Source organism: Mitsuaria sp. RG, from assembly GCF_028369275.1.
GTDB lineage: Bacteria > Pseudomonadota > Gammaproteobacteria > Pseudomonadales > Pseudomonadaceae > Aquipseudomonas > Aquipseudomonas peradeniyensis.
Window position 1 is genome coordinate 1 of the sequence record NZ_JAQMYQ010000079.1, and the last position, 12,971, is coordinate 12,971.

At 64.5% G+C, this 12,971-nt stretch carries 8 protein-coding genes; 3 read left to right on the forward strand and 5 right to left on the reverse strand.

Annotated features, from left to right (window positions below; genetic code table 11):
* Positions 1-62: 62 nt before the first annotated feature.
* Positions 63-485, reverse strand: a complete 423-nt coding sequence (locus POF53_RS25305) for a VOC family protein (protein ID WP_203646423.1) — start codon at positions 483-485, stop codon at positions 63-65.
* A gap of 222 nt (positions 486-707) precedes the next feature.
* Here POF53_RS25305 and POF53_RS25310 point away from each other — a divergent pair, with 222 nt between their 5' ends.
* Positions 708-5,708, forward strand: a complete 5,001-nt coding sequence (locus POF53_RS25310; RefSeq protein ID WP_498969962.1) for a dermonecrotic toxin domain-containing protein — start codon at positions 708-710, stop codon at positions 5,706-5,708.
* Between the two features lie 2 nt (positions 5,709-5,710).
* On the opposite strand, the gene POF53_RS25315 is transcribed toward POF53_RS25310, so the two are convergent.
* Complete coding sequence (locus POF53_RS25315) at positions 5,711-8,215, reverse strand: UvrD-helicase domain-containing protein (protein WP_498969964.1); 2,505 nt, start codon at positions 8,213-8,215, stop codon at positions 5,711-5,713.
* Between the two features lie 187 nt (positions 8,216-8,402).
* Here POF53_RS25315 and POF53_RS25320 point away from each other — a divergent pair, with 187 nt between their 5' ends.
* Positions 8,403-9,101 (forward strand): pirin family protein, encoded by a 699-nt coding sequence (locus POF53_RS25320; protein ID WP_203646415.1) that lies wholly within the window; start codon positions 8,403-8,405, stop codon positions 9,099-9,101.
* Positions 9,102-9,150: 49 nt separating this feature from the next.
* Here POF53_RS25320 and POF53_RS25325 read toward each other — a convergent pair whose 3' ends face one another.
* The 3 genes from POF53_RS25325 to hisN all read right to left on the reverse strand — a co-directional run bounded on the left by POF53_RS25325 (position 9,151) and on the right by hisN (position 11,982).
* Positions 9,151-10,107, reverse strand: coding sequence for an AraC family transcriptional regulator (locus POF53_RS25325; protein WP_203646413.1), 957 nt, complete (start codon positions 10,105-10,107; stop codon positions 9,151-9,153).
* A 237-nt stretch (positions 10,108-10,344) separates the two neighbouring features.
* Positions 10,345-11,079: a hypothetical protein gene (locus POF53_RS25330; RefSeq protein WP_203646410.1), complete on the reverse strand. Its 735-nt coding sequence runs from the start codon at positions 11,077-11,079 to the stop codon at positions 10,345-10,347.
* Positions 11,080-11,190: 111 nt separating this feature from the next.
* On the reverse strand, positions 11,191-11,982 hold the full coding sequence (hisN, locus tag POF53_RS25335) for a histidinol-phosphatase (protein WP_203646408.1): 792 nt from the start codon (positions 11,980-11,982) through the stop codon (positions 11,191-11,193).
* A 229-nt stretch (positions 11,983-12,211) separates the two neighbouring features.
* Here hisN and POF53_RS25340 point away from each other — a divergent pair, with 229 nt between their 5' ends.
* Positions 12,212-12,856, forward strand: coding sequence for a helix-turn-helix transcriptional regulator (locus tag POF53_RS25340; RefSeq protein WP_232856980.1), 645 nt, complete (start codon positions 12,212-12,214; stop codon positions 12,854-12,856).
* Positions 12,857-12,971 lie beyond the last annotated feature (115 nt).

The window sequence follows — 12,971 nt, forward strand, 5'->3', positions numbered from 1 at the left end:
GGTTGCGGCGGACACCTGGTAGCCTCACTCGGTCAACGCCCAACAACCTTGACGGCCTGCCTCTAAAACTCCCTACCCAACGGCGGCCCCTTGAGTTCGACCCGATTGCCATCAGGGTCATAGCAATACAGCGAGACACCCTCGCCTTCAGCCCCGTAGCGTTTCTGCGCGGCCTCGACCCGTACCCCGGCATCGCGCAGCAGTGCGCTCAGCGACGGTTCGTCGAACGGCTCGATGCGCAGGCAGAAATGATCGACATTGTGCCCGGTCGGGCCGGGCTGCGCGCCGCCCTGGCGCCCCAGCGGGCCGTCGATCGCCACCAGGTCGATCAGGCCGTCGCCGGCCCCCAGGTGGATCATGCCCAGCGAATCCCGGCGTTTGCGCACCGGACAGCCAAGCAGTTCATGGTAGAAGGCCAGGCTGCGCTGCAGATCGCCGACGCGCAGGACCAGGTGGTCGATATGCAGGATGGTGAAAGCTGGCATGGCAGTGCTCCACGTTCAGGCTTTGTCTAGACCATAGCAGCGTCCCCGCCGACTGACCCTAGGCCGTCGCCGTCAATGGCCGACGGTGAGTCCGCCGCAGGTGCTGTGGGCCAAACGGTCTGGGGCGTGTCAGCCATCACCCTGGCGACGGCCCAATTATGTACCGCCCGAGACCTTGCCACCTGCACTTGAATGGCCGCTCCCCTTCATTGGAATGCGACCATGCATAGCATCGACCCGCCCTACCACCGGCAACAGATCCTGCGCAGCCTGCCAGGCTGGACCAGACAGCTGCAGCCAGCCCACGCTCAAAGGTTGTTGCGCCGCGCCCACCGGGAGCACGTCCAACCGGATGGGCAGCTCGCGGACTGGTTCGTCCTGGCGTCCCCTGCCCGACAAGCCGAATTGCGCCAAGCCATCAAGCAGCGTACGGCCAGCAGCAACGCACTGGCCAAGGCCTTGCAGGGCCTGCAGGGCATTACCGAGTTCTGCGAACCTTTGCTGAAGGCGCGGTTGGGCGTTCAGGTTTCCCTCACGCAAGCGCAGTTCAGCCGTCAACCATTCACCCAGGGTCTGGAGGGCGGGTTCCCCGATCCAGATGCCTCCCATGACAGGCCTCGCCCTGCGATCCCGAGCGCACAACCGTCCGGCGCCGCCACCCTCACCAGCCTGCTCGAAGCCGCCCTGCACAACTTCGAAGGCATGGCCGAAGTCGGCCCCTTCAGCACCTTGCAGCTCAGCGTCGACGACACCACCCCGGTCCCAGGTCTGAGTACCAGCGCTTTTGTCGGCCACTGCCGTGCGCTCGACCTGGGCAAGCGCTATCAGCAGCACCTGCGAAGCTTCTATGGCGGTAGGCGAAAAAACGTGCTGCAACCGCTGTGGAGCCAGGCGCGGCGCGACGAACTCACCGCGCAGGCGCTGATCGCCCATATGCGTGGACACCTGACCGATGATGGTCTCCAGGCTTTGCTCCAGCTCTGCGCCAGCGACCAGGCGCCAGGTTACGGAGCGGCAACAGCCTCTGTGCGGACCTTGAGCATGCTGGGCACGCAACTGCACGACCTGTGGCTATTGGCGGCAGACGGACAGTCCGATCCCGTCTATATCGCCTACCTGCCCTTCGACGACGATCGGCCTGTACAGGAATTCATCAACCTGCTGGCCTTCGGCAGGTACCTGCGTCGCCGCTTGCTGGAGCCCGACTATCGCGAACGTTTTCTGGAACATGTCGCCCTGAAGGATCGCCCGGAGCTGGCAAGAAAACTCAAGGCCAGGTTGTTCGAAGGCCCACTGGCCGAAGTGACCCCTCTCGAGACACCTTCCCCGGCCTTTGCCGAGACCGAGCCCGCCACGCATCCCTGGCAAGGAAGGGAGATTGCCAGCGAATCAGATGATCAGTCAGCACCGCGTCCCGTCCGCTTCCCCGCGCTGGCGGTACATGAAACGCCCATTGCCTTCCCGGTGTGGCCCAAGCTGTTCAACGACCATGTGCAGCGGCTGCTGGACGACGCTCGCAGGGTAGCGGTACCGACGGCGGATATCGACACCAAGGCCCGGGAGGAACGCCTGATGCTGTGGGGCGAACGCGGCCTGACCCTGCTGGGGGTGGCGGCCATGTTCGTTCCGGGCCTGGACGTCGCCATGCTGGCCGTAGGCGCCGGCCAGGTGATGAGCAGCATCTTCCACGGTTTCGAGGCCTGGTCCGAAGGTGACAACGCCCAGGCCGTGAGCCAGGTCGAGTCGTTGCTCGTCAACCTCGGCAGTGTGGTCGCCATCGCCGGTGTCGCCAGGCTGGCCAAGGCCTCGGGCTTCGTCGACTGGATGGAAAGCCTCCGGCTCGATGACCAGGAACGGCTGTGGCAGCCTCAGCTCGCGCCCTATCGCAGCCCGGTCGAACTGCCGGTGGACCTGCAGCCGGACGATGAAGGCATCCTGCAGTATGACGATCGGCATTTCCTGGAACTGGACGATGCCCTCCACGAGGTCCGCAAAGATGCCGGGGGGGACTGGCGAATCCTCCACCCGGACGATCCACAGGCCTACCAGCCACGCTTGCACGGCAATGGCAACGGCGCTTGGCGCGTGGCGCACGAGCGGCCTCAGGCGTGGCCTCGGGTCAAGCTGATGCGTCGTCTCGGCCCACTCTGCAAGGGGTTGACCGATGAGGACCTGCTGGCCGCACTCGACAGCAGCGGCCTGGAGCGTGGCGTGCTGGAACAGGCCCACGCCGACGGCAGACGCCCTGCGCCATTGCTCGAGGACGCCCTGCGACGGTTGAACGCCGACAGCACCGCCGACACCATCATCGCCCGAACCCGCCAGGGCCGTCCGCTGGCCGCCTACAAACAATTCGCCATCAGCGTACTCGGCGAACTGCCCGGCTGGCCCGAGGATGTGGCGCTGGAGGTGTTCGACGGTGCCGAGCCCATGGGCAGCGCCACCCGCTATGGCCGCAACCGGCTCGGCGACCAGGTGATACAGGTGACCCGCAGCGACCTTGAGAATGGATACCTGGCCAGGATCGTCCTGGAAAACCTGGACGAAGAAACGGTGGCGGCACTGTTGCCTGAAGGAACTCCAGGCGCTCAACGTCAACAGGCCTTGCAGACGCTGATGGCCGACCGGCTGAGTGCAAGGCGGGCATCGCTGTTCGACAGTCTGTACAGCAACCAGCCCAAGGCAGCTTCCCCCGCGACCCTGGCCATCGCTCGGCAGTTTCCCAGCCTGCCCTGGCGGGCACTCGACGAACTGGCCGGCCAGGCCAACAGTGCCGAACGGGACAGCCTGCTTGCAGGCCGGGTGCCGCTGCGTATCGCCGAGGAAGCACGGCTGCTGCAAGCCCGCGTGCGACTGGACCGTGCAATTCTTGGCCTGTACCGCAACAGCCTGGCCAACACCGATAGCCAGCTCATCAGCGACAACCTGGTGGCCCGCCACCCGCAATGGTCCGCGCAACAGCGCTATCACGCGGCACTCGCCGACCGATCCGCCGCCGCCCGGCTGATTGGCCAGCAACCCATGCCCACCGGCTTTCGCTCGCCACTGCGGCTGAGCGATGGCCGGTATGGCTACCCGCTCAGCCCTGGGATGTTCGCCTCCCGTGCCGAGCGCGAGTTGCACGCCTTGTACCCCGGGCTCACGGGGCGCGAGATCCGACAATTGCTGGGCACCCTGCGCGCCAGAGGTAGCGCGACCGAACAGATACAGGTGATGCGCACTCAACTGGCGGTGCTGCGCGAGCAACTTGGCGCCTGGGCCAGCGCAGGCGCCAACGACTGGGGCGAGGAAGTCGGCGCGTTTTACACCACCACCACCGACCAGCTGATCCGGGCCTGGCAACGCCTGGACGGCGAGATGCTCAGCCTGTTCAATGTCGCCCTCGATGCGCTGCCGCCGCTATCGACACGTTTCGATCACATCACCACGCTGACGCTGGAGAACCTCAATGTGATCGAGATGCCCGCCGATTTTTTGCAGGCCTTCCCGTCATTGCGCCGAGTCGATGTACGCAGCAGCCCGCAACTCAGCGCCACATCGCTCCTGCGAGCGCTGCGCAATGCCCCGCAACTTCGAGAACTGCGCTTGAGCAGTGCGCGCCTGGGTCAGCTGCCGGTCACCGCCCACGAGGTATTGCCGACCCTGAACAATCTGCGCAGCCTGGAACTGCCCCGCAACCGTCTGACCCTCACCCTGGCGGACCTGCAGATGATCGCAGGCCTGCGCCTGGAGAACCTGGACTTGCGGGCCAACCGCATTGCGCTGGATGCGGACATGGCGGGCGCGTTCCGTTCAATGCGCGAATTGCGGCACTTGCACCTGACCCTGAATCCGCTGGGCCTCAGTCCAGACCTGAGCGGCCTGGAAAATCTGGCCACCCTGCGCCTGGACAGCGGCCAACTTCAGCAGTGGCCCACCGGGCTCAGCACCTTGATGCAACGCACCCCCTGCATGCTGCGCGAAGTGGACCTGAGCATGAATCGCATCGGGCAGGTTCCCGATTTCGACACCCTCCTGAACTCTGCCTATTTCGACCATCTGCTGGCAAGGCGCGCCAATTATCGCTGGCGCTTCAATTACAACCCATTGGATGAACGGACCCGAGAAAGTCTCAGGGTAATCGGCGCCTCCGTCGAGGAAGAAGCAGTCGCGGAACCTCTTCCAGCTTCAGCGCAGCGAACAACCTGGCTGAACAACGCCAGCAATGCCCAGCAAACCACCTGGAACGCACTATTTGAAGGTGACCGCAATGCCTGCCTGCGTGATGTGGTCGAACAGGTCGGCATGTCGGCCAGTGCGCTGCGTCAACCCGAGGTCTTTGCCCGCCAGGTCTGGACGCTGCTTGACCGGGCAGCTGCCAGTAGCCGCCTGCGCAGGCGGCTGAACGAGGTGGCCGCCGCATTCCCGGTCAGTTGCGGTGATGCCGGTGCCGATGGGTTCGGTACGCTGCAAATCGAAGTCATGGCCTACGATGAAACCGCAGGCATGGAGATTGCCACACCACCTCTGTTCCAATTCTTCCGGCGCCTGTTCCGGCGTGATCAGGTGAACGCGCTGGCACAGGACCTCTATAACGCGCGACTGGCGCGGCGCGATGCACTGCGAGTCTTGGACGCCTGGCAAGCCCGGCCGCTGGGCGAGCGTGGCGCCAGGCCTGCGCTGCCGGACCTGCATCGCTTCGATACGCTGTCGGACGACGTGTTGCACAACGGCCTGGGCGAAGGTCTGGATCTGATCGAGATCCGCCTGGCCCTGCGCACCCGCTTGTCGAGGCGTCTCGATTTCCCCGAACCGCAGCAGGAGATGCTTTACCGGCAAACCGCCGAGGTCTCTACGTGGACCGAAGACGCGGTACATGACGAGGTCGAGATACAAGACGCCAGCGCAGACTTGCGTCGCCAATGGATCTCCCGTCACCCAACCTGGCGCCGTCTACTGCGCCGGGAGTACAGTAACCGCTTCGATGCGCTCAGGCGCCGCTGGGACGTCGGCTTGGATTACCTGGAAGGCAATGAACTGGACGACACGCTGGAACCCCCGGTAATCGAGGCCCTGACCCAGGCACTGGGCCGCAGCCCCCTTGGCGAAGATGGCCAGCCCCTGCGCCAGGCCATCACCAACGAGCCTTACATCGCGGGCATGAAACGCATGGCCCTGGGCCTGGAGGAGGACGAAGACGGCCTCTACCTGCGCCTGACCACCCGCCGCGATCCCAACGACTGAAGCTACTGGCCGCGCAGGTCCTCGAAGAAGACCTGCCGGCCCTGCACCTGGCTTGATGCGCGCGGCTGCCCGGCAGCCTCGCCGCTGGCCTTCTCCACATGCCAATAGCAATGGCGGACCGCCCGGGTGACCGCCACATAGGCCAGGCGCTGCACCTCTTCCTTCTGCGCCGTGTCGAACGCCTGGGCATCACCTGGCTTGCCCAGGCCGGCCAGGCGGTAGACCTGGTTCTTGTACGGCGAGCTGGTCAGGTACTGGCAATCGCCCAGCATGAACACCGCATCGGCCTGCAGGCCCTTGGCACTGTGATAGGTCAGCTGGCGCAGGCGGCGCTGGCCAGGCGGCAAGCTAGAATCAGCCTTAATAACTGCCGATAAATGCTGTTCAATCAATAACTTATCGCTTGTTTTTCGAAACAACATCATGACCGTTTCGCCACGCTGATAGTGTTCGATCACGGTTTCGGCCAGTGCCGCCTCGTCGCGGTCGAAGACCCGAACCGGCGTCAGCGCTAGCTCGGCCGCAGGCCCCGCGGCCCTGGCCTTCTTCCCGGTGATGGCCGGCGCGCCTTTGACCAGGTGCTCGGCGGCATCGATGATGTGCTGCTGACTGCGGTAGTTTTCCACCAGCATCACCCGCGTGTTGGCGGGGGACAGAAACGCCTTGGTGAACTCCATGAAGTACTTCGGCGAGCTGCCGCGCCAGCCGTAGATCGACTGCCAGTCATCGCCCACGCACATCAGCGACGAATGCTGCGCCACCCGTCCGGCATGCAGGGTCGGCCCACGGCGGCGAATCTCGGTCAGGCTCGCACGCAGCCAGCTGACGATCTGCGGCGAGACATCCTGGAACTCGTCGATCATCAGGTGCGCCAGGGGGCGCAGCAGCGGGTCGGGCAACAGCCCGAGGTTCTCCGGGTTGTTCTCGCCGAACAGGGCGAACATGCGGTTGTAGGTCATAACCGGCGGCGACTGGGCCAGCAGATGAGCCTCCAGCGCCTTCCAGTACAAGGCCAGGGCTTCGAAGAAGACCGCATCGGTGTCGCCGGACGGGAAACTCATGGCCGCCACTGCGGCATTGACGTCCAGGCCCAGGTTCTCGATAAAGCTTGCCGCGGTGACGAAGGCGTCGAGCAGCGGCGCCGGGGCCAGCTCGCCCTTGACCTTGTACTCGAAGCCAGGACCCGCCACGGCATCACCCGCCAAGGATGCCGCCAAGCGCTTTGCCGATGAGTAGTTATCAAGCCATATCAATGGCTTATCACAGAAAGCTTGAAACAGGGTGCGTTTAACCGCCCATTCCGCACGCACCGCCAGCTTGGCGCCAGGGCGCTGGTACTGGCCGCTCTCGGCTGGGTCGAAGCCCAGTACCACCCAGGCATCCAGCCCTTCCAGGCGACCGTGCACATGGAAGCGGCTGCCACGGATCTGCACCGTGTCCCGGCACGGCTCGATGCCCTTGATCGGCCAGGCGCCGGCGGCGAACCACAGGTCCTCGATCACATCGCACAACTCCTCGTCGCGCTGGGCCGCCAACTGGGTCACCTGGGCGCGTTTCTGCACGTCCGGGTGATCCGGATCCAGCGGTTTGAGCAGCAGGGCTTCCTGGCGCAGCGCCCCGATCAACTGGGCAAAACGCGGGCTCTGGCCCATCAGGTCGCGGTAGCACAGGTTGAGTTGCTGGCGCTGGGCGTCGTTCAGGCGCAGGTCGAACGGATTGCTGTCGGCGCTGGCCTCGCTGCCAACGGGCATCTCGCTGCCCAGGGTCTCGAACGCCCGTACCTGGGCGAAACCCGGCAGGCTGCGCACCAGTGGCAGGATGCGCGAGTGGAAGGTGCGCACCAGCTCGCGCCCCTGGGCCGGTGACAGCTCAACCTGCCACAGGGCGAACACCTGCAGCAGGCGCTGGATGAAGTCCTTGCGCGACTCGCGGGTGAAGGTCACCACGGTCAGGGCATCGAGTTCGAAGCCCAGGTAGTGGCGCAGCAACAGGATGCGCAGCACCAGCGAGGTCGACTTGCCCGCCCCGGCACCGGCCACCACGCAAGTGGACGGCGTGTCGCTGAAGATCAGCTTCCACTGCGCCGCGCTCGGTTGCGCCTCGGCAGGCAGGCGCTGGGCGACATCGGCCTTGAAGCGCTTCTTCAGCTCGGTGGTCAGCGGCAGGCGCCAGTCGTCAAACAGGTTGTCGTCCTGGCCCGGCACGGCGACATGCTCGGGGCGTGTATCGCGGATTACCAGGACCTGGCGCCCGGCCTCATAGCCATCCACCCGGCCCCGCTCATAGCCTTCGCGCAGGCCGTCAGAATGGCCGTTGCGCTGCCCCGTGGCGTGGCCCAGGAACCAGGAGTCACGGTGCTGCGCCTGCAGGCCCGACAGGCCACGCCCTAGCAGGCGGGCCGCCAGGCGGCGCAGCCAGGGCAACTGGGCGGGCGGGGTCAGGTCGGCCGGGGCCTGGGGATGCTCGTGAGGCACGGTCACTCCATTGAAAGTCGAAACAACGGGCATGTTCGCCTCATCCACGCAAAAGTGCCAGCGAATGCTTATGGATCAGGGCATTAGGCGATGAAACGCATGCTGATTCACACCAAATATTATCGAATTATCAGATCATATAAAGCCGATATTTACGCTTTTTATCGATCTATTAAAGCCGCATCATGGCCCCATTCCACCGAATCAGAGGAGCATCACCATGCTGCAACTGCGACCCTTCGAGAGCCTTGGCCACGCCAACCACGGCTGGCTGGACGCCCACCATCACTTCTCGTTCGCCGAGTACCATGACCCGGCGCGTGTGCACTGGGGCAACCTGCGGGTCTGGAACGACGACCTGATCGCCGCCGGCGCAGGCTTCCCGCCTCACCCGCACCGTGACATGGAGATCATCACCTACGTTCGCGAAGGTGCCATCACCCACCAGGACAGCCTGGGCAACAAGGGCCGTACCGAGGCCGGCGACGTGCAGGTGATGAGTGCCGGCAGCGGCATCGTCCACAGCGAGTACAACCTGGAGAAGGTCGACACGCGGATCTTCCAGATCTGGATCATCCCCGAGAAGGTCGGCGATGCGCCGTCCTGGGGTACCCGGCCGTTCCCCAAAGGCGAGCGTGGCGAGGGTTTCGTGACCCTGGCCAGCGGTCGCGAGGGCGATGAGCAGAGCCTGCGCATCCGCACCGATGCACGTCTGGTGGCCGCTACCCTGCGCGCCGGGGAAAGCGCCGAGTACCGTCTCGATGAAGGGCGCCGTGCTTACCTGGTACCGGCCAAGGGGCTGGTCGAAGTGAACGGGCTGCAGGCCAAGGCGCGCGACGGCGTGGCGATCGAGCAGGAGACGGTGCTGAAGGTGACCGCGCTGCAGGACAGCGAGATCGTGCTGGTGGATGTGGCCTGATCCACCTCGAACACGGGGCAAGCCCACTTGGGTTTGTCCCGCGCTTTGGCTAGCCTCGCCGCTTGAGCGTTTCCGACGGCAACTCACCGAAACGCTGGCGATAGCTCTCGGAAAACCGCCCCAGGTGCAGGAAGCCGTAGTCCAGCGCCAGTTCGGTGACGCTGCGCACCGCGCAGCTGGGATCGCTCAGGCAGGCCTGCACGCGCTCCAGCTTGCGTTGGCGGATGTACTGCCGGGGCGTGGTGCTCAGGTGGCGATCGAACAGCGCATACAGCGAGCGCACGCTCATGTTCGCCTGCTCGGCCAGCGCTTCGGCGCTCACCTCCAGTTTCAGGTTGCGCTCCACATAGTCCAGAATCCGCTCCAGACCCATGCCCGCCCCGCCCAGCGTCTCCATGCGCACATTGGTGGTCATCAGCGTCAGCAACTTGCTGGCGACGATCTGGCTGTAGTGCCCCTGCACCCGCGGCAGTGAGCCGCTCACTTCGGCTTCGTTGCAGATCATGCCCAAGAGATTGAGGAAACCGCCCAGTTCCTCCAGCCGGTAGTGGTTGCGCAGGAAGCGCACACCGCCGCTGGGGCGCTGCCAGCGTTGTTCGGCGCAGATACTGTCGAGCAGGTGCACCGGCAGCTTGAGGATGAACTTCTCGCAATCCTCGGAATAGGTCAGGTCCACCGGGTCGTCCGGGTTGATCAGCAGCAGCTCGCCCGGCACCAGGTGGTGCTCGCGCTGGTGCCCGCGCCACAGGCAATTGCCGTTGAGCAGCACCTGCAGGTGGTAGATGGTTTCCAGTGCCGGCGAGGTAACGCGAACGCTGCCGCCGTAGCTGATGCGGCACAGGTCCAGCTCGGCGAACTTGCGGTGGCTGAGACTGGCCTGGGGGTGGGTGGTGCGGGACAGGCCGATATGGTGCTGGCCCACATGCCGGTTCACATAGTCGGACACGGCATAAGGGTCGGCGTGGTGGAACACGCAGCTTTGCTCGCTCAGCAGGCGGCTTTCCATGGACAAGGCACTCGCCATCGTTATTGTTATGGGCGCCGCCTGCGGCTACCGAGGGGTGCGCAGGTGGTCGTTCACGGTCATTCTATTCAGCCGCGCGGTGTGTGTCGGGGCAGGTGACGGTCGGCTGGCAAAGCCCACACTAAGCAAAAACCCGGGGTCTGGGCAATGCGCAGGCGACAAACGCCGGGCGGACAGCGGACAGTGACCGGGTCAGCTTGTGCGATCAGCGGACATGGATCATTGCACCGGCAGGAAATTCATCAGCAGCAGGCTCTGCGCATAGTTCAGGCCGATCCGTCGGTAGCGCTCATCGAGCATCTGCGCCAGCAGGTCCAGGCGGGCGACGACCTTGCCGAACTCCACGGCGAAGCTCAGGTTGCTGCCCTGCTCGGAGATCTCGTTGGAGAACAGCAGCAGCACGCCGTTGGCATCCTGGCGCTGGCTGAGCATCCAGGTGGCCTTCTCGATGTTGCGGGCAGCGTTGTTGATGAACAACGGGTCAAGGGTGTCGGTCATGTAGAACTCGGTGCGCCCGCCATGGGCGGTAACCAGCATGCTGCCGATGGCGTAGATGAACGCGCCGACCCGATCACCGCGAAATTCAGGGCTCAGGGCGTAGCTCAGGGCCGCCAGGTCACGGCGCTCGCCCAGTTGCGGCAAGGGTTGGCGCTGCTCGATGGCGATGCGGATCTGCCGCGCCGCCGTGGTGGCGTCGAGGTACCCGGACTGTTTCCACTGGCTGGGGTTACGCAGGTACAGCTTGTTCATCAGCAAGTAGAGGCTTTGCAGGTTGTCGCGCATGGCCAGGGTCGCCATGCGGTCGACACTGGTCTGGAACAGCTCGTCCGGCTTGCCGTTGCCGAACTGGGTGAGCATGTCGCGCCCCTGTTGCTGGGTGCAGGCGGCCAGGCACACCAGGGTACCGGCCAGCAGCAGGCGGCGGGGAAACTGAGCATGTCGTCGTACGGCCATCGGCACCGGTGGAAGTCGTCGGCCCAGCCGGGGATCGGCGGGGCCTGGCCATGCATAGAACGCACAAATGCGAAAAAGTGCGATGGCGAGGCCGATTGCGGGCGCACAGCATTACATGGCGTGACGCAGCATCTCCACCACCTGCGCGTGCAGCGCCGGATCGCCGCAGGCCACCACGCAGCCACCGTCCTGGGCCGAGCTGCCATCCCAGGCGGTGATGACACCGCCCGCCCCTTCGATGATCGGCATCAGCGCCTGCACGTCGTACGGCTGCAGGCTCGCCTCGACGATCACATCGACGAACCCCGAAGCCAGCATGCAGTAGGCGTAGCAGTCGCCGCCGTAGCGCATCAGCCGCGCCTTGCCGGCGACCGCCTCGAAGGCCGCCTTGCGTGCCGGGGTGTCGAACATGTCAGGGGTGGTGCACATCAGCGTGGCCGAGGCCAGGTCGACGCAGGCGCGGGTCTTGAGCTTCGTTTCGCCGCGCCATGCGCCTTGCGGGGTGCCGATGAAGCGCTCGCCGGTGAACGGCTGGTTCATCACGCCGACCACCGGGCGCTCGCCATCGTTGAGAGCGATCAGGGTGCCCCACAGCGGCAGGCCGGTGATGAAGGCTCGGGTACCGTCGATTGGGTCGAGCACCCAGGTCAACGGGCTGCTACCCTGTGCGGCGCCCTGCTCCTCGCCAAGGATGCCATGCGTTGGATAATGAACCTGGATCAGCTGGCGCATGGCCTCTTCAGCGGCCTTGTCGGCGACCGTCACCGGGTCGTACAGGCGTCCGCCCTTGTCCTCGACATCCAGGCTGGCGCGAAAGTACGGCTGGATCGCGGTGGCGGCGGCCTCGGCCAGCTGTTCGGCGAAATGGCGGAATTCGACGATCTGGTCAGCGCTCAGGGACATGGGGCGGGCCTCGTGATGGGAAAGGATCGGCATCATACCCGACTGCACGATAAGGCGGATGCCCGGCGGGATCGATGATATTGTTATGCCATTATTCCTGCTTCATTTAACCGTCACTCAATCGTTGTACTAGGATAGCAAGCAGCTCCAACGGCCCCGCCGGCAGTCAAGGACGCTGGTCACTGGCGTGCGCGGGCCCTTTGTTCCAACGCCTATCATGGATGACACGATGAATTCGCACCTGCTCTTCCCGCAGATCGGCAAAGTCATAGCCAGTACCGGCAGCCGCCATTTTCCGCGGTATCTGCACGACCTGATCCAGACCCACCTGACTATTGATGCCACACACATTCGCCAGTTGCGCGACCCGGTTTGCGCCACCCGCCCGGACGCGACGCTGATCAGCGAGACGGTGTTCAGTGCCGGTGATTCGGGCGAAGACTTCGACGACCCTGCCCGCCTGCACCTGGCGCGACGCAAGGATGGTTACCGCTACGAGATCACGGTGTTGCGGGCTGACCCGCGGGTTGGCTTTTCGGCGACCGAGCGCAGCCGGCTTGAAGACATTTCGCCGTTGCTGATGCCGATGCTGGAGAAGCACATCAATGCCTTGCAGCCAGTTGCGCCTGAACCGGTGGATGTCGACAGCCTTGGACAGCGGTTTCTCGAACGGCTGCGCCAAACGGGGATCAGCTTGTCGGAGCGGGAGATGCAGGTGTGCGAAGGATTGTTGGCCGGGCGTACGGCGCCGCAGCAGGCCGAGCATTTGCGGCTCAAGGTCAATACGGTGGAGAGCTACTTGCGCAGGGCGGCGATCAAGTTGGGGATCAGTGGGCGGCATTCGTTGATGAGGTGGATGTATGCTGAGGGGTGAGTTGGGTTCTTTGGTGCTTGTTTTGAGTTTTTTATGTGCATTCGTAGAAGATATCGATATTTAGTCACCTTTCCGCCCTTACGGCGGGTTACTTTGGTCTTAACTCGCCGTCCGC

Coding starts and splice junctions, on each gene's coding strand:
- POF53_RS25305 (WP_203646423.1), bottom strand. CDS start 485: ATGCCAGCTTTCACCATCCTGCATATCGACCACCTGGTCCTGCGCGTC.
- POF53_RS25310 (WP_498969962.1), top strand. CDS start 708: ATGCATAGCATCGACCCGCCCTACCACCGGCAACAGATCCTGCGCAGC.
- POF53_RS25315 (WP_498969964.1), bottom strand. CDS start 8,215: ATGCCCGTTGTTTCGACTTTCAATGGAGTGACCGTGCCTCACGAGCAT.
- POF53_RS25320 (WP_203646415.1), top strand. CDS start 8,403: ATGCTGCAACTGCGACCCTTCGAGAGCCTTGGCCACGCCAACCACGGC.
- POF53_RS25325 (WP_203646413.1), bottom strand. CDS start 10,107: ATGGAAAGCCGCCTGCTGAGCGAGCAAAGCTGCGTGTTCCACCACGCC.
- POF53_RS25330 (WP_203646410.1), bottom strand. CDS start 11,079: ATGGCCGTACGACGACATGCTCAGTTTCCCCGCCGCCTGCTGCTGGCC.
- hisN (WP_203646408.1), bottom strand. CDS start 11,982: ATGTCCCTGAGCGCTGACCAGATCGTCGAATTCCGCCATTTCGCCGAA.
- POF53_RS25340 (WP_232856980.1), top strand. CDS start 12,212: ATGAATTCGCACCTGCTCTTCCCGCAGATCGGCAAAGTCATAGCCAGT.